An 18,549-nucleotide genomic window follows, 5' to 3' on the forward strand; every position below is an offset into this window, starting at 1 on the left:
GAACGCCATGAACCAAACCTCCAGCGGACAGGCGACCGACGCCATCCGCCACGCAGACATCCTGATCATTGGCGGCGGCCTTAGCGGCGCGATGCTGGCGGCGCAATTGTTGCGTTTGCCCGGCAAGCGCTCGCTGCTGGTGATCGAGCCCCGCGCCGAACTGGGTCGGGGCGAGGCCTACAGCGCGGTCGAGTTGGGCCACACGCTGAACGGCAACGCGGCGCGGATGAGTGTCGACCCGGACAACGCCGATGACCTGACGCAATGGTTGACTGAATACATCGCGGCGGGTGGCTGGCCGGAGTCTGACGAACAACATGTGTCGATCAGCGAATTGTTTCCGCCGAGGGGGATTTTTGGCCTGTATGTGCAGCAGCGTTTGGCTGAGGCGCAAACTGCTGGGGCGTTGAACGGTTCGACGGTCGAGCACGTGCGGGCCGAGGTGGTGGACCTGCAAACGCTCGACGATTCAGTGCGACTGACCTTGAGTGACGGTCAACACTTGCAGGGCGCTTTTGCGGTGTTGGCCACGGGGATGTTCCCCGCCGCGCGCACGCCGCAGACCGAATCCAGCGGTTTGAACGCGGCGGCGCTGGACCCGTGGGATGTCGCCGCCATGCGCCAACTCGACCCGCAATCCACGGTGCTGATCATCGGTTCGGGACTGACCATGGTCGATGCCGTGGTATCGCTGGAACAGGCCGGGCATCGCGGGCCGATCGAAGTGTTTTCCCGGCATGGGTTGCTGCCCCATGTACGACGGCAGCCGCCGGTTTGGGTGGACTTTCTCGCCGAGGATCACAGCATTCGCACACCGCGTCAGTTGCTGCGGGAATTGCGTCGGCACTGTAAGGACGCCGTCGCCCAAGGCATCGACTGGCAATCGCCGCTCGACACGGTACGGGCGCACATCGGCCGGTTGTGGAACCAGGCGACGGACGTCCAGCGTCGGCAGTTTGTGCGGCATGTGCGGCCATGGTGGGAGAGTCATCACCATCGCTCGCCGCCGTTAAGCGCGGAATTGGTGGAGCGGTTGCACGGGGAAGGGCGGTTGCGGATTCAGGCGGCGTCGTTCAAAGGCTTGGCGCCTTCTTCGAGCAGCGAAGTGAGCATTCGTATCCGCCGCCGTGGCGCAGCGGAAACGGTGATCGTCAGCGGCGCGGCGTTGATCAATTCCAGCGGCATCGAATACGACTGGCGCCGGGTCGCCCGGCCGCTGCCACAGCAATTGCTCGCGCGCGGACTGATCAAGCCGGGGCCGTTGGCGCTGGGAATTGCGGCGGCGGTGGATGGCGCGGTCGTGGACGCTGAAGGGCAGGTCGCCCAACGGCTATTCGCCATGGGCCCGCCGCTGCGTGGCATGTGGTGGGAGAGCACGGCGGTGACGGATGTGGCGAGTCAGGCGAAGGCCTTGGCGGCGCGGCTGGCCGTAGCAGCTGCCGCGCCTGCGAGGCTGCGTTCGGCGGCGAAGCCGTCGTAAAATCAGCGACCTCGGTGTATCAAAATGACCGTGCCTGGAGGGTTTACGACGGCGGCGCCGCCGAACGCCGCCTCGCGCTGCTCGGCAGCTGCTACAACGAGAAAACCCCGGGTAGATTGGATCTACCCGGGGTTTTTTGTGTCAGCCGCATAAACTCAAGAATCAATACGCTGATACTTCGAACCGAACTCAGGGCGGTTTTCAGCCACGTAGAGTTTGGCTTGTTCGGCGTTTTGCTGCACGTTGACGCTGCCTTTGCGTTCGGTGTCGATGCTGACGCTGTTGACGTTCTGGGTGGCTGGCTGGCCGACTTTTACGGCAGCGAGGGTTTGTGGTGTTGCGTAAGCCGAAGTGGCGCCAAGGACGGTAAGGGCAAGGGTAAGGCCGATGATGCTTTTCATGATGTTGCTCCAGAGTGGGGGAAGAAGATGTCGCCACTCTAGTGCTGGAACGCGAGGATGAAAAAACACCCTTGCGCATAGTCGATATCAAGAGCGTTGATTCATGCACGACCCCTTGTGGGAGCGGGCTTGCTCGCGAAGGCTGCCTGACATTCAGCAAAGATGTCGCCTGTTACACCGCTTTCGCGAGCAAGCCCGCTCCCACAATTGATAGGCGTTGAGCGCATTATTTGTGCCTGGCACATAACCCCTGTGGGAGCGAGCTTGCTCGCGATGAGGGCATCACATTCAACATCTCTATTGACTGTCTGGCCGCCATCGCGAGCAAGCTCGCTCCCACAGGGGATCTAGCTTGTGCTGTGGATCGTGATCAGTAGCGCTGATATTTCGAGCCGAACTCAGGGCGGTTTTCCGCAACGACAACCCCGGCGTGCACGGCGTTGCTCGGGCTGAACAGTGCGACGCGTTCGCGCAGTTCTTGCAGGCGGTCGGCGCCACCTTCGGCGACACGATTCTGGATCAGGCGATCGGCGCCACCTTCGGCCACACGATTCTGGATCAGGCGATCGGAGCCGCCCTCGGCCACGCGATTCTGGATCAGCCGATCCGAGCCACCCTCGGCGACACGATTCTTTTGCAGGTTTTCAGAGCCATATTCCGCGACGCGATTCTGTTGCAGCCGATCCGAACCACCTTCCGCCAGCAGTTGCTGGACCGGGCTGTGGGAGGCAGCGCTCAGGGTGTTGGCCGAGGCCAGGTTCGACAGGCCGAGGCCGCCAATCAATGCCAGACCGAGTGCCAGGGACGAGACTTTCGAGAAGTTGAACATGGGTGATTCTCCGTGCGCTTAATGATTGAGTGAGTCAGCAGCACCGGGTTGGTCAGTGCTGTCTGGTGTTCACAGTTAAACGCTCGGGTGTATCGGTGATGTGTGCCGGAAGGCCGCGAAGTCGGGTGTTGCGTATCTATCCCGGGGTTTTATACACAAGGATACAAATCCCCCTCATGACGGCGCGCCCAGCATCTCCACCGGGTAAGAGAACACGTAGCCTTCGTTGCGCACGGTCTTGATGTAGGTCGATTCCCGGGAGTCATCCATCAGCCGCTGACGCAATCGGCTCACCAGCAAATCGATGGAGCGGTCGAACAGGTCGGCGTCGCGGCCCTGGGTCAGGTTGAGCAACTGGTCACGGCTGAGCACCCGTTGCGGATGATCGAGGAACACCCGCAGCAAACGGTACTCGGCACCGCTGAGCGCGACCATGGTGTCGTCTTCGTCGAGCAGGTGGCGAGCGGTGGTGTCCAGGCGCCAGCGGCCAAAACCCAGCAGCCGACCGCTTTCGGTGATCAGCAGGTTCGGCGGCAGCATGCGGGTGCGGCGCAGCACGGCGTTGATCCGCGCCAGCAGCTCGCGGGCGGCGAAGGGTTTGGTCAGGTAATCGTCGGCGCCCATTTCCAGGCCGAGGATGCGGTCGGTTTCATCGTTGCGCGCGGTGAGCATCAAGATCGGCGTGGCTTTGTGTTTACCCGCGCGTAATTCGCGGCACAGCAGCAGGCCGTCATCGCCGGGCATCATGATGTCGAGCACGATCAGGTCCACCTGATTCGCCTCCAGAAAGCTGCGCATCTGGCGGCCGTCGGCAACCACGGTGGTGCGCAGACCGTTTTTCTTCAGGTAATTGCCCACCAACTCGCGGATCTCGCGATCGTCGTCGACAATCAGAATGTGGTCCACATGGTCCATTGCTCAACCCTCTTATTATCAGTACGCCACAACCCCCCTGTGGGAGCGGGCTTGCTCGCGAAAGCGGTGTAACAGTCGACATCTTTGTTGAATGTTGATCAGCCTTCGCGAGCAAGCCCGCTCCCACAGGGTTCCACACCTGTTTGTATCGCACTGTATCTCACGCACCGTTGGACACGTTACGCCTTATTAGCAGTGGTTTTACGACACATGGCAGATACCTCGGGACGCTTGAATGGATCCATTGAGGCAAGCCGACTTGCCTGGCAACCACTGGTCATTGCACCCCTGAGGAAATCACCATGAACTGGAACAAACTCGCTGTCGCCAGCTTCTTCGCGGTCCTGAACGTTGCTGCGTTTGCAGCGCATGCCGATGTCAAAACCACGGCGCCCGTGCCGGCCAGCGCCAGCACCCTCAAGGCGGACCCGTTCGGCGCGCTGAAGCATGTCAACGCCGGGCTGTTGAACGTGGCGTACGCCGAGGTCGGTCCCGCCGATGGGCCGGTGGTGATTCTGCTGCACGGCTGGCCCTACGACATTCACAGCTACAGCGATGTGGCGCCGTTGTTGGCGGCCAAGGGTTACCGGGTGCTGATTCCGTATGCCCGTGGCTACGGCGATACGCATTTCCTGTCTGAAAAAACCCTGCGTAACGGGCAACCTGCCGCGCTGGCCAGTGACGTTATCGACTTCATGGACGCGTTGAAAATCAAAAAAGCCGTGCTCGGCGGCTATGACTGGGGTGCACGCTCGGCGGACATCGTCGCGGCGCTGTGGCCGGAGCGAGTAGAGGCGCTGGTCGCCGTCAGCGGTTACCTGATCGGCAACCAGGCGGCGGGCAAGAATCCGTTGCCGCCCAAGGCTGAATTGCAATGGTGGTATCAGTTCTACTTCGCCACGGATCGCGGCGAGGCCGGCTACGAAAAAAATCGCCATGATTTCGCCAAGCTGATCTGGCAAACCGCATCGCCGAAATGGACCTTCGACGACGCTACGTTCGACCGCAGCGCTGCGGCGCTGGACAACCCTGATCATGTTGCGATCACGATTTTCAACTACCGCTGGCGCCTGGGCATGGTTCAGGGCGAACCGCAATATGAAGCGCTGGAGCAGCGACTGGCCAAGGCGCCGAACATCACCGTGCCGACCATCACGATGGAAGGTGACGCCAATGGCGCGCCGCATCCGGCGGCCGAAGATTACGCCAAGCGCTTTACCGGCAAGTACGAGTACCGCTTGATCAATGGCGGCATTGGCCACAATCTGCCGCAGGAAGATCCGCAGGCGTTTGCCAAAGCGGTGATTGACGCTGATCACCTGTAACATCGGCACCCAACCACTGTGGGGGCGGGCTTGCTCGCGAAGGCGGAGTGTCAGGCGCTATTGAAGTCGACTGACACACCGCTTTCGCGAGCAAGCCCGCTCCCACAGGTATTTGATTGTTCGACTCAATAGGGATTCGCCGTTCATGAAAGCACTGATCTTCGGCGCCACCGGCATGGTCGGCCAGGGCGTATTGCGTGAAAGCCTGCTGGCGGCGGATGTCGAGCAGGTGGTCGTTGTCGGCCGAACCGCGATTGAGGCGACGGACACCAAGCTGCAATCGCTGGTGGTGCCGGACCTGACCCGGCTCGGCGCGGTCGAAGCGCAGTTGCAAGGTTTCGACGCGTGCTTTTTCTGCCTGGGCGTTTCGTCGTCCGGGATGGATGAAGCGCAGTATTCGCGCCTCACCTATGACCTGACCCTGGCGGTGGCCGAGGTGCTGGCGCGACTCAATCCGGGCATGACCTTCGTGTATGTCTCGGGCGCCGGCACCGACAGCACCGAAAAGGGCAAAAGCATGTGGGCGCGGGTCAAGGGGCGCACCGAGAATGCCCTGCTGCGCTTGCCGTTCAAGGCGGTTTACCTGTTTCGGCCGGGGGTGATCCAGCCGTTGAATGGCGCCCGGTCCAAGACCTCGGCGTATCGCTGGACCTACCTCGTGATGGGGCCGTTGTTGCCGCTTTTGCGCAACCTGTTTCCACGGCAGGTGCTGACCACCGTTTCGGTGGGGCAGGCGATGTTGGGGGTGGCCCGGCATGGGGCGGCGGGAGCCGTGCTGGAGGCGCCGGCTATACAGGCTGCGGCCCTCAGGGGCTAACGAGTCAGGCACATTCCCTTGTGGGAGCGGGCTTGCTCGCGAAGGCGGAGTGTCAGGCAACATCCATGTTGAATGTGACGCCCCCTTCGCGAGCAAGCCCGCTCCCACAGGTTTGGTGCAAGCCTGGTTTACGCAACCACTTGATAACACGGCACATACGCCGCGCCACCCGGCAATTTCATCCGGTGCTGAGCGACGAAGGCCTTGAGCAACTGATCCAGCGGTTGCATCACCGCCGCATCGCCACGGATCTGGTACGGCCCGTGTTCTTCGATCAGGCGAATGCCCTTGTCCTTGACGTTGCCAGCAACGATGCCGGAGAACGCCCGGCGCAGGTTGGCGGCGAGTTCGTGGGCCGGCAGGCTGCGGCTCAGTTGCAGGCTGGCCATGTTTTCGTGGGTCGGGTCGAACGGGCGCTGGAAGCCTTCGTCGATCTTCAGCAGCCAGTTGAAATGGAACGCGTCGTTGCGCTCGCGGCGGAACTGCTTGACCTGTTTCAGGCCAGCCGTCATGTGCCGCGCCACTTCCGCCGGGTCGTCGATGATGATCGTGTAGTGCTGTTTCGCCGCTTCGCCGAGGGTGGCACCGACGAACGCATCCAGTTGCTCAAGGTACGGTGCCGCGTGTTTCGGTCCGGTGAGCACGACCGGGAAGGGCAGGCCTGCGTTGTCCGGGTGCATCAGGATGCCCAGCAGGTACAGGAACTCTTCGGCGGTACCGGCGCCGCCCGGGAAGATGATGATGCCGTGGCCGACGCGGACGAAGGCTTCCAGGCGTTTTTCGATGTCCGGCAGGATCACCAGTTCGTTGACGATCGGGTTCGGCGCTTCGGCGGCGATGATGCCCGGCTCGGTCAGTCCCAGGTAACGGCCGCCGTGGATGCGCTGCTTGGCGTGGGCGATGGTCGCGCCTTTCATCGGGCCTTTCATCACACCGGGGCCGCAACCGGTGCAGATGTCGAGGCTGCGCAGGCCCAGTTCGTGGCCGACTTTCTTGGTGTATTTGTATTCTTCGGTGTTGATCGAATGGCCACCCCAGCACACCACGATTTTCGGCTCGACGCCGGGGCGCAGGGTGCGGGCGTTGCGCAGCAGGTGGAAGACGTAGTCGCTGATGCCCTGGGACGTGCTCAGGTCGATGCGTTGGGCGTCGAGTTCGTTTTCGGTGTAGACGATGTCGCGCAGGGCGCTGAACAGCATTTCCCGGGTGCTGGCGATCATTTCGCCGTCGACGAAGGCGTCGGCCGGGGCGTTCAGCAGTTCCAGACGCACGCCACGGTCCTGCTGGTGAATGCGGATTTCGAAGTCCTTGTAGGCTTCGAGGATGGTCTTGGCGTTATCAACATGGGCGCCGGTGTTGAGGATGGCCAGGGCGCACTGGCGGAAAAGGGTGTAGGTGCTGCCGGAACCGGCTTCGCTCAGTTGCTGGACTTCACGTTGGGACAGGGTTTCCAGGCTGCCTTTAGGGCTGACAGAGGCGTTGATTACTTGTCGTTGGGACATTCAATGATCCTTAAAACGATGCCAGTCATACAGGAGGAGCGATTGGCATCCGAATAATGTGTATCCATGAAAGAAGATGGCACGAACTACGGGGTCTCGCCATGTTCTCCTTTGACGATGAAAAGATGAAAAGGAGCCCCAGCATAGCTAAATCCCCCACAGAGGCGATAATGCGCGCACTCTTTTTGCTCACAGAGCCTTTTACCACTGATGCAGGGAACCCCTCCAAGATGTTCGAAATCCAGCCGATGAATGCCGAAACCTTCCGCCGCCAGACCCGGCGTAGCACGGTGATCATTGCCCTGATTTTCCTGGCGCTGGCGATGGTGCTGTCGACCGCGGCGGTGGCGTTGTTCGGCGAACCGGGCGGCGACAACCTGCGGTTTAACGTCGGCGGTGTGTTTGTCGCGGTGCTGCTGATGGTGGCGCTGATGCGTGGCCGGTTCTGGCACGAGGAATGGATGGCTCCGGCGGTCTACGGCTGGCGGCTCAAGCGCAGCCTGATGAGTGTCACCAACGTCATGCATCAGGTGACGGCGGCGGTGGAAAAGGACGATCCGACGGCCATGAAACTGCTGCGCTTCTATCACCTGGGGTTGAGCCAGATGCACGAACTGGACGGCAACTCCAGCGATCACAGCCAGTTGACCCGGGAAATGGATCAGCACAAGGCGCGGATGGAGGCGTTGGGCCTCGACACCGAACAGACCCGATTGAATCCGGCGTGGCTTGAGGCCGTGAAGCAGCAGGCGTCGCGCTAAAAATCAGGATGATGAAAACACGACATCAGCTAGTCTGAGCGATGATCAGGCGTAGTGAAGCGCCCGCTGGGCCAAAGACGCGATCAGGAAGCATCGCCTCTTCAACAGAATTCAGGGAATGTCATGGGACAACCGTCCGTAAAAGTTCGTATCGAAGCCCTTCAACCCACGGCGTCGTTTCTGGCCGAACAGGTCCAGGCGAAGCTCAAGGTCCGTTATGCCGTGGTGTTGCTGGTTGCGGTGTGCCTGTCCATGGCGGCCATTGCGAGTTGGGAGGCCTGGAATTCGCGTCAGTACCACTTGCATGACAAAGAAGTGGCGATGTCCAACCTGGCGCAGACCTTGGCGTCCCAGGCGCAAGCCTCGATCAAACAAGCCGATACGCTGTTGTTTTCCCTGGTGGACCGCCTCGAAAACGAGGGTATGGCTCAAGCGCAGATGCCGCGGTTGCAGCGATTGCTCAATGCCCAGCGCAGCGAATTGCCCCAACTCCACGGCTTGTTCATTTTCGGCGAAGATGGCCGCTGGCTGGCCAATTCCAATGGCGCCAATGTGCCGGAGGCCAATAACTCCGACCGTGAATACTTTATCTTCCACCGCGATCACGCCGACCGGGGCCCGCATATTGGCCCGTCGATCAAGAGTCGTTCGACCGGTGACTGGATCATGACGGTGTCGAGAAGGATCAATCATCCCGACGGCAGTTTCGCCGGGGTGGCGCTGGCAACGCTTTATCTCAACCATTTTCTCGATTTGTACAACAGCATCGACATGGGCGATAACGGCGTCATCAACCTGATCGCCGACAACGCCACTATCGTCGTTCGCCGGCCCTTCAAAGACGCCGAGGTCGGCAGCAGTGTGGCCAAGGGGCCGCTGTTCACCCAATTGCTGCCCTTGGGCAATTCCGGCACCGCCATGGTCAAGTCGTACCTGGATGGCGTTGTGCGGGTCGTGGGGTTTCGCCGGGTCGAGGGTTATCCGCTGATTGTCTTTGCGGCGCTCAACAAGGAAGAAGTGCTGACTGGTTGGCGCCAGGAATCCATGAACAGTGCCTCTATCGTCGCCTTGTTGCTGGTGTTCCTGGGCACGCTCGGTTATCGGCTGATCCGGGTCATGAAGCAGCAGAATCACATTCAAAGCGTCTTGCTGGACGCTCAGGAAAAGCTCATCGAGGTCAATCGCAGCCTTGAGCTGCTGGCCCTGGAAGATGCGTTGACGGGGCTGGCCAACCGGCGTCAGTTCGATCTGTTCATGGTGGCGGAGATGGGACGCGCCCGGCGTAGCCAGACGGGCCTGGCGTTGCTGATGATCGATGTCGATCATTTCAAACTGTTCAACGATCACTACGGGCATGTGGCGGGCGATGTGTGTTTGCGCAAAATCAGCGCCATCATCACGGAAAACATCAAGCGCCCCGGTGATCTGGCCGTCCGTTATGGCGGTGAGGAATTTGCGGTGGTGCTGCCCGGTACCGACTATGTCGGCGCTTTCCTGGTGGCGGAAAAAATCCGCCGCGCGGTGCAGTTGGCGGGTATCGAGCATACGGAGGGTATTGATGGCGTGGTGACGGTGAGCCTGGGTGTCTGCGCCTACCACCCAGACTCACAAGCCGGGGCCGATGATCTGGTCGGGGCGGCGGACAAGGCGTTGTACGTGGCCAAGGCCAGTGGCCGCAACATGAGCGTCATCGCCAACTGAGTTTAGACAAAGCGATCACTGCCCTGGACCAGTTTGCTCGCGAGCCAGGGCTGCTTGAGCTTTTCCAGCCACCAGCCGAGGGCGCGACCGTCATGGTCGCCGCGCCAACCGGCGTAGAGGATGTTCGGCTCGCGGGGATCGGCCATCTGTTTTTCAATCAACGTGCCGTTGCTCAGCAGGGAACCGACCCGATGCCGGGGCAACCAGCCGACGCCCAAGCCATCGCACTGGGCGAGGATTTTGGCGCGCATGGTCGGCACCGCGAGGACCGGTTGCCCGCCGGACACCCCATACGTGCTGCCTTCGGTGGCCCGGGATGAGTCCGCCACGACAATAGCGCGGTGCTGCGTGACCATGGCCCGGGTGATCGGTTCTTTGGCCTTGGCCAGCGGGTGCTTGGGCGAAACGGCGAACACCCACTGCATTTCCCCCAGTTGCATCCAGCGCAATGAAGGAATGGCCGGCGGTTCGTTGGTGGCGCCGATGATCAGGTCGGCGCGACCTTCACGCAGGGCTTCCCAGACCCCTTTGAGCACTTCCTGAGTGATGCGCAACGGCACGCCGGATTCCAGCGCGTCGAATTCGTGAATCACCGGGATCAGGGTGTCGAACTCCAGCAGTTCGTCGGTGACGATCCACAACCGGCTCTCCCAGCCGTTGGCCACTTGTTGGACACGCTGGGTCAGGCGCGAGACGTCCTGCACCAGCCGCGCCGCTTCGTTCACCAGCAATTCCCCGGCCGCCGTGAGCTGCAAGCGGTAGCGGCGACGGTCGAACAGCAGGGCGTCGAAGCGTTCTTCCAGCTGCCGGGCGGCATAGGAAACGGTGGAAGGTGCCTTGCCCAGATGCGCGGCGGCGCGGGACAGGCTGCCGGTTGCGCGGATGGCTTCAAGCAGGGCCAGGTCTTCAATCGACAGCATGTTCAAGCTCCTCGAAGATCAAAAGATCGCAGCCTTCGGCAGCTCCTACAGGGGGACTCAATCCCCCGTAGGAGCTGCCGAAGGCTGCGATCTTTTAACGGTATTCACGCGGCCCGACGCAACTTCCACAATCGGATCAGCCGTACGTAAACCACCAAGTTGACCGCCAGGACCACGCTGCCAAGCCCCAGTTGAATCGCGGGTGTCAGCCCGGCCGGGTAGATGATCGGCAACACGTAGTGCTCGACAAAACCACCGCCATACACGGTTTGCCCGGCCGCTTCGCGCATCAGGTTTTCCCAATAGGTCAGCGGGCAGGTCAGGTGAAAGACTTCGACGATCACGCCCCATGTGGCGGCGGGCAGGTGCCACCAGATCAAGTGGCGCCATTTGAGCACCAGCAGCCCACCGAACAACACGAACAGAATGAACAACAAGTGAAACAGCACCAGCCCGTCGGCGGCGATTCGGTAAAGCATGTCGATTCCCTGACTCTTCAATTGAATGGCTCCATGGTACTCGGGCGGGTGGCCCGGGTTCTATCGATTCAATGCGCTCGGGCAAAACAGTGCGCCATCGCGCCAAGTGCGCAAGATTGTTCAAGCCTTCGCCGGCATCTGGTGGCACAGTCGGTGGTCATTCCCCTGGTTGTAGAGCGTTATGTCCCATTCACACATGCCGCGCAGCGCCTTTCTTCGTGGCGCGGCGGCGATCATGCCTTTATCCCTGGCCACCGCGCCGTGGGGGCTGTTGGCCGGCTCCATGGCCATCGAGGCCAACCTCACGCCCCTGCAAGGCCAGGGCTTGTCGAGCATCGTGTTTGCCGGTGCCGCGCAACTGGTGGCCATCGGCATGCTCAAGGGCGGGGCCGGGGTCTTTTCGATTCTGCTGACCACGTTGCTGCTGACGTCCCAGCATTTGCTGTACGGGATGAGCATGCGTTCGGTGATTTCGCCGTTGCCGGCTCGCTGGCGGGTGGGGTTGGGTTTTTTGCTCACCGATGAGTTGTTCGCCCTGACCAGTCAGCACGACAAACAACAGTTCAACCGTTGGTACGCCTTGGGCGTGGGGCTGACGTTCTACATCGCCTGGAACCTGTTCACCCTGGCCGGCATCGTGTTGGGCAGCAGCATCCCGGGCCTGGAACACCTGGGCCTGGATTTCTCCATCGCGGCGACCTTTATCGCCCTGATCACTCCGGTGGTGCGCAATGTGCCGACGGTGGTTTGCGTGGCGGTGTCGCTGTTCTGTTCGGTGTTGTTCAGCTATTGGCAATGGGGCTCGGCCCTGGTGCTGTCGGGGCTGGCGGGCATGACCGCAGGGTTTATCTGCAACAAGCTGTACCTGGAGCGCACATGATCGTTTGGGCAGTGATTATCGGCATGGGCGTGTTGGTGTTCTTGAACCGCTACGTGTTTCTCGAACCGCGACTGCCGGTACGCCTGAGCAGCAATGCGCGGCAGTTTCTCGGGTTTGCCGTGCCGGGCATGTTGACGGCGATTTGCGGGCCGATTGTGTTTATGCCGGACAAACAACTGAACCTGCAGTGGGACAATCCCTACCTGATCAGTTCGCTGGTGGCCGTGGGGCTGGTGCTTTATACCCGCAACACGCTGCTCAGCATGTTGTTGAGCATGGGCTTCTTCTTTTTGCTGCGCTGGTGGCTTTGAGCCGGGCGGGGGGAAATGTTCTACGCTTAAAACGGAGAGCTGATCCCTTCAGGAAGAGAGGTGCACATGGCAACTGATCCCAAGCAGCCGGACCTGGATGACGACACGGACGAACCGAGCGAAGAAGAGATCCAGCGGCAGAGGCGCTCGACGCCGGACTGGAAGCATCCGGATGATGGCAAGGAATTGTCCGATCGCGACATAGAGATTCCGCTGAAACCCTGATTCTTTGAAAGCAATGAAACCCAGTGTGGGAGCGGGCTTGCTCGCGAAAGCGGTGTGTCAGGCGATATCTCCATCAACTGACCGGACGCCTTCGCGAGCAAGCCCGCTCCCACATTTAGCAACCGCGCAACATCAAATCGCCTCATTCCACCGAATATGCGTAATACCCAATTGCTGAGCTTTATTGCGTGCGGTTTCGAGACTGCTGTGTGGGGGGATGTTTTGCCCGGATTCGGGGTAGGCATGGGCCGAGGCCGAATGGATGGCTTCCACCTCGGAAAACCCCACTGCCAGTTTGAAAAAGTGTTGTCGCACACCGTCGAGCAGGTAATGCACGGCATAAGGGACAAGTTCGCTCATGTAATTCCATTTGGAGCCAGCCATGACATCGGCTTAGTCGTTGAACAGGGAATTCAGAGAGATCTGCGGTGCCAGTGTCATGCAGAAATAGGGTCGCCTGAAAAAAAGAGGCCGGTATGACCTCTATCTTCAGAGTGTCTCCAGCGCCGGTTCGTTCAGTTCTTGTACTGACGTGGCCCTGGAGCGTTGCTTCAGGCGTCTTCCAACTGTGGGAAGTCGGGGTGGGCTGCCCGATAGCCGAGCGTATTGTCAATCCAGGCGTTGAGCTCGTTGATCATCACCGGCGGCTTGCCCGGATAGCTTTGCAGCGTGGTGCGCAGCGTGCTGCTGATATCAGCGACGGCGCGCAGGTTTCGGGTTTTTATGTAATTGCCGATAAAGCAGTCGAGTTGCAAGTGTTCTGTCATCGATAGATAGACACACGCCAGCTCACCGACTTGATTAATTGCAAAATCGTCGCGCAACTTATTTCTCTGCAAGGTGTAAAAGTTGTAGGGATTTCCTTGGGTTGTTGACTGTTGGGTCAACCTGGAATGCTTATGGAAATGCGGCGCGCATGCTATCTGTAGTCCTGTTAAATGTATGTATGACGGTTGGAATGTCAGACAAGCGGTTATGCGTCAAACAGCCGCAGTTATATAAGTGTCTCTTCCATGAAACACTTAATGTAACGTTTGAGTTTCCTGTTTATATAGGCGAGTTTTTTGTAAGGGTACTGGTTAAAACTGAAGACAGTCGTACGCGTATCTCCGCGGCGCAGATTTCAACTCAGATGACATGTGCCCGCTGCAACTCGGTCAACGACAACGCCTTGAGCTGCGCCAGCAACGGGTCGCGGCGATCTCGCGGATGGGTCAGGTCCACCGCCAGTTCCTGACGAATGCTGCTCGGCCGATTGTCCATCACCAGCACCCGGTCGCTCAGGTACAGCGCTTCATCGACATCGTGGGTCACCAGCAGCAGGGCAATGGCGTGACGCTCGGCCAGTTGCAGAAGCAGGTCCTGGAGTTTCATCCGGGTAAAGGCGTCCACCGCGCTGAAGGGTTCGTCCAGCAACAACACCTGTGGGCGCGAATACAGGCCGCGGGCGATGGCCACTCGCTGCGCCATGCCGCCGGACAAGGCTTTGGGCAAGGCCTGGGCAAAACCGCCGAGGCCGACTTCTTCGATCAACTGCGCCACCCAGGCCTTGTCGTACTGGTTGTCGGCGCTGAAACCGATGTTTTGCTCCACCGTCAGCCAGGGCATCAGGCGCGGTTCCTGAAACACGAACGCCACTTCACCGGCAGTGTTTTTCAGTTCGCCCTGAAAGTCCTTTTCCAGCCCGGCGACGATCCGCAGCAAGGTGCTTTTACCGCAACCGCTGGGGCCGAGCAGGCTGACGGTTTCCCGGGGCTTCAATTGCAGGTGGATGTTGTTGAGCACGGTGGTGGCGGCGAAGGTTTTGCGCTCCACGCGGATGTCCAGCAGGTGTTCGGTCATGGCTCAATCCTCTGCGCTTTGGCCGTTGAAGGTGTCGCGCCAGGCCAGGAAGCGTTTCTCCAGACCGGCGAGAATGCCGTCGCTGAGTTTGCCCAGCACCGCCAATACGATAATCGCCGCTAGGACGATGTCCGGGCGTGAGGTTTCGCGACCATCGCTGAGCAGGTAACCCAGGCCTTTGGTCGCGGCGATCAGTTCAGCGGCCACCAGAAACATCCAGGCCAGGCTCATGCCACTGCGCAACCCGGTGAACAGGCCGGGCAGGGCGGCGGGTAGCAAAATCCGCCGTACCAGACGCGCGCGGCTGAAACCGTACATTTGCCCGACTTCCACCAGTTTGCGGTCGATGTCGCGGATCGCCGCGACGCCATTGAGGTACACCGGGAAGAACGCGCCGATGGCGATCAGGACGATTTTCGAGGTCTCGTCGATGCCCAGCCACAGCAACAACAGCGGCACCCAGGCCAGACTCGGGATTGAACGCAGGCCGGCGAAGGTCGGCTCCAGATAGGCCTCGGCTTCGCGGCTCAAACCGACCCACGCGGCAAACACCAGGGCCAGGCTCGCACCGATCGCGAACCCCAGCAGCACCCGCAACAGACTGGCGCTGATGTGTTTCCACAGCGCGCCTTCGGCCAGATCACTCAGGGTCACGGCCACTTCGCTGGGCGCGGGCATCTGGTAGGAGGGGAGCCAGCCGATGCGTACGACAAATTCCAGCACGATGATGATCGCTATCGGCAGGGCCAGGCCTTTGAGGCGTAATCGCCAGGCGTTGTTGAGGCGTCGTGGTGTGGGCAATGCCAGATTGGCGGGCAGGGATTTACTTTTGCTGGTCATTAAGGTCTCCAGGCGAAGATCAAAAGATCGCCGCCCCTGTAGGAGCAAGGCTTGCCCGCGATAAACGATTACAGGGTCTTTCTGAAAGACCGCATTACCGTTCATCGCGGGCAAGCCTTGCTCCTACAAGGGCCAGGATCTTTGGCTTTATTGACGGGCCACGGTTTCCTTAAAACCGGTGTCTATCAACTGATCAATGACTTGGTCGACGTTAACCCCTTTGCGAACCAATTCCTCAGACACCAGAATCGGCGCCGCAGCCTTGGAAGCGATCACATCCTTGGCGCTCAATTGCGGGTTGCTCAAGTCGGTACGCGACAATTGCAGCTTGGCCACTTCCAGCGGCAAACCGGACTCAGTAGCGAGCAGTTTGGCCAGTTCTTCCGGATTTTTTACCGCCCATTCCCGCGCCTGTTCGTAGGCGTTCAATACAGTTTCAATGGTTTTCGGATGTTCCTTGGCGTAGCTGTCCGTGACGCTGACCACCCCGTAACTGTTGAAATTGGTGTTGCGATACAGCAAGCGGGAACCGGCCTGAACCTGGCTCGCGGCCATGTGCGGATCGAGCCCGGCCCATGCGTCGACATCACCTTTTTCAAGGGCGGTGCGACCGTCCGGGTGTTGCAAGTGCACCAGTTCCACGTCGTCCTTGCTCAGGCCGGCCTGTTGCAGACTGCGCAAGGTAAACAGGTACGGGTCGGTGCCTTTGGTCGCGGCGATTTTTTTGCCTTTCAGATCGGCCACGGTCTTGTAGGGTGAATCCTTGCGCACCACCAGCGCGGTCCATTCGGCGCGGCTGTACACGTAAACCGATTTGATCGGGCTGCCGTTCGCGCGGCTCAACACCGCCGCCAGGCTGGCGGAAGACGCGAAATCGACGCCACCGCTGTTGAGGTATTCCAGGGAACGGTTACTGCCCTGGCTCAGCACCCAGCCGACTTTGGTCTGGGGCAAGGCTTTTTCCAGGAAACCGAAGTGCTTGAGCACCAGGCTCACCGGCGAGTAATAGGCGTAATCCAGATGCACTTCGGCCGGCGTGGTTTCGGCGGCCTGGGCCAGGGGTTGCAAGCTCAAGGCGATGGCGACGGCGCTGATCAGGTGCCTGGCTTTGGGAAAACGGAAGAGACGATTCATGGGGGTGAAACTCCGGCAAGGCAACGGGATTCTTATGTCCTAATAATTGGTTTGTATGAATGCTTCCTGCATAAAAGGAATATTGCAGGCTCTGTGCCATGTGACGGATTTCAGCGGTTTTCGGGGCTTTTCGGGGGATTGGAAAGAGAAAGCGCTGTGTCCAGCGAAACAGTCTGTTGCACCGCTGTTGCTGGGCAAACACTGAGCGGTGCCAGTCATGAGCTTATGCATAAATCGAATTTAAAATGCTTGGGATAAGAGCGTTATGGTCTATCGGAATAACACCCCCGGAGCCTCCAATGAACCCGTCCCGATTCCTACGCAGCTTGCTGATCAGCGCGCTATTCGCCGCACCCTTTGCCTACGCCGCCGAGCCCGTCGTCCTGCACGTCGGCGATCAGAACTACTACAACGTTCGCGCCTCGGTGGAGGCGTCGGGTGTGCTGGAAGGGGCGCCTTACACCGTTGACTGGAAACACTTCCAGGCCGCCGCACCATTGGCGGAAGCGCTGAATACCGGCGCACTGGACCTGGGTTTTCTCGGTGATTCAGGTTTTCTGTTCCTCGCCGCGAAACAGGCGCCGGTGAAGCTGATCGGTGTGTCGCGGCAGAACCCGGACACCATCGCCTTACTGGTGCCCAAGGATTCGCCGGTCAAAACCATCGCCGACCTCAAGGGCAAAAAAGTCGCCTATTGGCCCGGTGCCTGGAGCCAGCAACTGACCTTGCGTGCCCTGGAAAAAGCCGACCTGCCGGAAGATTACGTCGACTTCATCAAACTGATGCCGATTGACGCGGCGGCAGCCTTGCCCCAGGGCAGCATTGACGCGTTCCCGGTGTGGGAACCGTACATCTCGCAACAAATTCTGTTCTCGGGTGCCCGGCCAATTCTCACCGCGAAGAACCTGATGCCCGGCCTCAGCGCGATTGCCGCTTCGACACCGGCCATCGACAGCAAGCGTGAAGCCATCGCCGACTTCCTCGGTCGCCTGAAAAAGGCCCGGGCCTGGGTCGACAGCCACACCGACGAATACGCCGACCTCTGGGCGAAGAAGGCCAACCTCGATCAGGAGGTTTCGCGCCATTGGTTGCGCCAGGCCCACATGACCGTCGGCCCGGTGGATCAGCAAGCGGCCGCGGATTTGCAGAGCACCGCGGACTTCCTGTTCAAGGTCAAGGCACTGCCAGCGGCCTTCGCGACGGCGCCGATCATCGACCACTCATTCCAGAAGTCCTTCGCCGAGTAAGCCGACACCCTGCAGCAGGTCGATAAAGCGCTGGGCTGCCGGTGCCATGGCCTGACCCGTGCGGGTAATCAGGCCAATCTGGCGCGTGACGCCGGGATGATCCACTGGCACTTTGACCAGATCATTCCGGCCATCATCCGCCGATTCCGGTAGTAGGCTCACGCCCAAACCCTGGCGCACCAGTGCCAGCACCGTCGACATGTAGTTGGCTTCCAGTCCCGGCGATAACGGCAACTGTGCGTCGGCGAACAGTTGCTCCACCAACTCCCGCACACTGCTGTCGCGCCCGGTCAGGATGATCGGTTGATCCGTCAGTTCGTTCAGTTTGACCGCGCGCCGCCTGGCCAAGGCGTGGTCGGCCGGGATGAACAGGCACAGCCGATCTTCCAGTACCGTCTGAAACTCCAGCCCATGGCTCATCCGCGCCCGTACGCCCAAACCAAAATCCACTTCGCCATCGCGCACCAGCGTGTCGATCCGTTGCGCCACCACATCCCGCAATCGCACTTCGACCCCCGGAAACTGCTCGCGAAACTGCTTCAACAACGGGGGCAGGGCAGCGGCACACAGCGACGGCAGGGCCGCGATAGTCACCACGCCCCGGCGCAATGCCGCCAAATCCCGTGAAGCGCTGACGATGTTGTCCAGGTCCAGCAGCAGTTTTTCCATGGGCAACAGCGCACTTTGCCCGGCACTGGTCAGGGCGACATGCCGTGGGCTGCGTTCGAGCAGGGCAACGCCGAGCCAGTCTTCCAGTTGTTGAATCTGCACGGTCAGGGCCGATGGCGAGAGGTTCAGTGCCACCGCCGCTTTGGCGAAGTTGCCGGTTTGCGCCACGACCAGGAAGGCGCGGATGTGCTGGATCGAGTTCTTCATTTTGTTTTTCCGAATGCAGGGCGCCGAACATTTCAATTTACAAAGATTACCTGCAATTCCAATA

21 protein-coding genes are annotated in these 18,549 nt (G+C 60.3%); 9 read left to right on the forward strand and 12 right to left on the reverse strand.

Annotation, left to right across the window (positions count from 1 at the left end):
- Window positions 1-7: 7 nt before the first annotated feature.
- Entirely contained in the window at window positions 8-1,480 is a 1,473-nt protein-coding gene (locus tag HB680_RS15370; RefSeq protein WP_213939467.1) for an FAD/NAD(P)-binding protein, read from the forward strand.
- Window positions 1,481-1,635: 155 nt separating this feature from the next.
- Here HB680_RS15370 and HB680_RS15375 read toward each other — a convergent pair whose 3' ends face one another.
- From HB680_RS15375 to HB680_RS15385, 3 genes are all read right to left on the reverse strand, one after another.
- Window positions 1,636-1,881 (reverse strand): hypothetical protein, encoded by a 246-nt coding sequence (locus HB680_RS15375; RefSeq protein WP_213939468.1) that lies wholly within the window; start codon window positions 1,879-1,881, stop codon window positions 1,636-1,638.
- 370 nt (window positions 1,882-2,251) lie between these two features.
- Window positions 2,252-2,710 (reverse strand): hypothetical protein, encoded by a 459-nt coding sequence (locus HB680_RS15380; RefSeq protein WP_213939469.1) that lies wholly within the window; start codon window positions 2,708-2,710, stop codon window positions 2,252-2,254.
- A gap of 174 nt (window positions 2,711-2,884) precedes the next feature.
- Window positions 2,885-3,625 (reverse strand): response regulator, encoded by a 741-nt coding sequence (locus HB680_RS15385; RefSeq protein ID WP_054053489.1) that lies wholly within the window; start codon window positions 3,623-3,625, stop codon window positions 2,885-2,887.
- A 302-nt stretch (window positions 3,626-3,927) separates the two neighbouring features.
- Between HB680_RS15385 and HB680_RS15390 the strand changes: the two genes are divergently transcribed.
- Complete coding sequence (locus HB680_RS15390; protein ID WP_213939470.1) at window positions 3,928-4,950, forward strand: alpha/beta hydrolase; 1,023 nt, start codon at window positions 3,928-3,930, stop codon at window positions 4,948-4,950.
- Window positions 4,951-5,095: 145 nt separating this feature from the next.
- Window positions 5,096-5,767 (forward strand): NAD(P)H-binding protein, encoded by a 672-nt coding sequence (locus HB680_RS15395; RefSeq protein ID WP_213939471.1) that lies wholly within the window; start codon window positions 5,096-5,098, stop codon window positions 5,765-5,767.
- 128 nt (window positions 5,768-5,895) lie between these two features.
- Here HB680_RS15395 and ppnN read toward each other — a convergent pair whose 3' ends face one another.
- Entirely contained in the window at window positions 5,896-7,269 is a 1,374-nt protein-coding gene (ppnN, locus tag HB680_RS15400; protein WP_213939472.1) for a nucleotide 5'-monophosphate nucleosidase PpnN, read from the reverse strand.
- A gap of 230 nt (window positions 7,270-7,499) precedes the next feature.
- Here ppnN and HB680_RS15405 point away from each other — a divergent pair, with 230 nt between their 5' ends.
- Both HB680_RS15405 and HB680_RS15410 read left to right on the forward strand, forming a co-directional pair.
- Window positions 7,500-8,030: a DUF3087 domain-containing protein gene (locus tag HB680_RS15405; protein ID WP_213939473.1), complete on the forward strand. Its 531-nt coding sequence runs from the start codon at window positions 7,500-7,502 to the stop codon at window positions 8,028-8,030.
- A 123-nt stretch (window positions 8,031-8,153) separates the two neighbouring features.
- On the forward strand, window positions 8,154-9,731 hold the full coding sequence (locus HB680_RS15410; RefSeq protein WP_213939474.1) for a sensor domain-containing diguanylate cyclase: 1,578 nt from the start codon (window positions 8,154-8,156) through the stop codon (window positions 9,729-9,731).
- Between the two features lie 2 nt (window positions 9,732-9,733).
- Here HB680_RS15410 and HB680_RS15415 read toward each other — a convergent pair whose 3' ends face one another.
- Both HB680_RS15415 and HB680_RS15420 read right to left on the reverse strand, forming a co-directional pair.
- Window positions 9,734-10,651: a LysR family transcriptional regulator gene (locus HB680_RS15415; protein ID WP_213939475.1), complete on the reverse strand. Its 918-nt coding sequence runs from the start codon at window positions 10,649-10,651 to the stop codon at window positions 9,734-9,736.
- Window positions 10,652-10,755: 104 nt separating this feature from the next.
- Window positions 10,756-11,130: a DUF2784 domain-containing protein gene (locus HB680_RS15420; RefSeq protein ID WP_213939476.1), complete on the reverse strand. Its 375-nt coding sequence runs from the start codon at window positions 11,128-11,130 to the stop codon at window positions 10,756-10,758.
- A 181-nt stretch (window positions 11,131-11,311) separates the two neighbouring features.
- Here HB680_RS15420 and HB680_RS15425 point away from each other — a divergent pair, with 181 nt between their 5' ends.
- The 3 genes from HB680_RS15425 to HB680_RS15435 all read left to right on the forward strand — a co-directional run bounded on the left by HB680_RS15425 (window position 11,312) and on the right by HB680_RS15435 (window position 12,546).
- The gene (locus HB680_RS15425; RefSeq protein ID WP_213939477.1) at window positions 11,312-12,010 is read left to right on the forward strand and encodes an AzlC family ABC transporter permease; all 699 of its coding nucleotides are present in this window, start codon (window positions 11,312-11,314) and stop codon (window positions 12,008-12,010) included.
- Window positions 12,010-12,321 (forward strand): AzlD domain-containing protein, encoded by a 312-nt coding sequence (locus HB680_RS15430; protein ID WP_162830874.1) that lies wholly within the window; start codon window positions 12,010-12,012, stop codon window positions 12,319-12,321. The genes HB680_RS15425 and HB680_RS15430 overlap by 1 nt, the downstream gene beginning before the upstream one ends.
- 66 nt (window positions 12,322-12,387) lie before the next feature.
- Window positions 12,388-12,546: a hypothetical protein gene (locus tag HB680_RS15435; protein ID WP_213939478.1), complete on the forward strand. Its 159-nt coding sequence runs from the start codon at window positions 12,388-12,390 to the stop codon at window positions 12,544-12,546.
- A 132-nt stretch (window positions 12,547-12,678) separates the two neighbouring features.
- On the opposite strand, the gene HB680_RS15440 is transcribed toward HB680_RS15435, so the two are convergent.
- The 5 genes from HB680_RS15440 to HB680_RS15460 all read right to left on the reverse strand — a co-directional run bounded on the left by HB680_RS15440 (window position 12,679) and on the right by HB680_RS15460 (window position 16,362).
- On the reverse strand, window positions 12,679-12,906 hold the full coding sequence (locus tag HB680_RS15440) for a DUF6555 family protein (RefSeq protein ID WP_213939479.1): 228 nt from the start codon (window positions 12,904-12,906) through the stop codon (window positions 12,679-12,681).
- A 191-nt stretch (window positions 12,907-13,097) separates the two neighbouring features.
- Window positions 13,098-13,370 (reverse strand): hypothetical protein, encoded by a 273-nt coding sequence (locus HB680_RS15445; protein WP_213939480.1) that lies wholly within the window; start codon window positions 13,368-13,370, stop codon window positions 13,098-13,100.
- Between the two features lie 304 nt (window positions 13,371-13,674).
- Entirely contained in the window at window positions 13,675-14,388 is a 714-nt protein-coding gene (locus tag HB680_RS15450) for an ABC transporter ATP-binding protein (RefSeq protein WP_213939481.1), read from the reverse strand.
- Window positions 14,389-14,391: 3 nt separating this feature from the next.
- On the reverse strand, window positions 14,392-15,228 hold the full coding sequence (locus HB680_RS15455; protein ID WP_213939482.1) for an ABC transporter permease: 837 nt from the start codon (window positions 15,226-15,228) through the stop codon (window positions 14,392-14,394).
- Between the two features lie 147 nt (window positions 15,229-15,375).
- Complete coding sequence (locus HB680_RS15460) at window positions 15,376-16,362, reverse strand: aliphatic sulfonate ABC transporter substrate-binding protein (RefSeq protein WP_213939483.1); 987 nt, start codon at window positions 16,360-16,362, stop codon at window positions 15,376-15,378.
- A 299-nt stretch (window positions 16,363-16,661) separates the two neighbouring features.
- Here HB680_RS15460 and HB680_RS15465 point away from each other — a divergent pair, with 299 nt between their 5' ends.
- A complete protein-coding gene (locus HB680_RS15465) occupies window positions 16,662-17,609 on the forward strand; it encodes an ABC transporter substrate-binding protein (protein WP_213939484.1) in 948 nt (315 codons plus the stop codon).
- Here the strand turns inward: HB680_RS15465 and HB680_RS15470 are convergent.
- Window positions 17,583-18,485: a LysR family transcriptional regulator gene (locus HB680_RS15470; protein ID WP_213939485.1), complete on the reverse strand. Its 903-nt coding sequence runs from the start codon at window positions 18,483-18,485 to the stop codon at window positions 17,583-17,585. The genes HB680_RS15465 and HB680_RS15470 overlap by 27 nt on opposite strands.
- Window positions 18,486-18,549: the final 64 nt, after the last annotated feature.

It is taken from the genome of Pseudomonas sp. dw_612, assembly GCF_018449725.1.
Taxonomy (GTDB): domain Bacteria; phylum Pseudomonadota; class Gammaproteobacteria; order Pseudomonadales; family Pseudomonadaceae; genus Aquipseudomonas.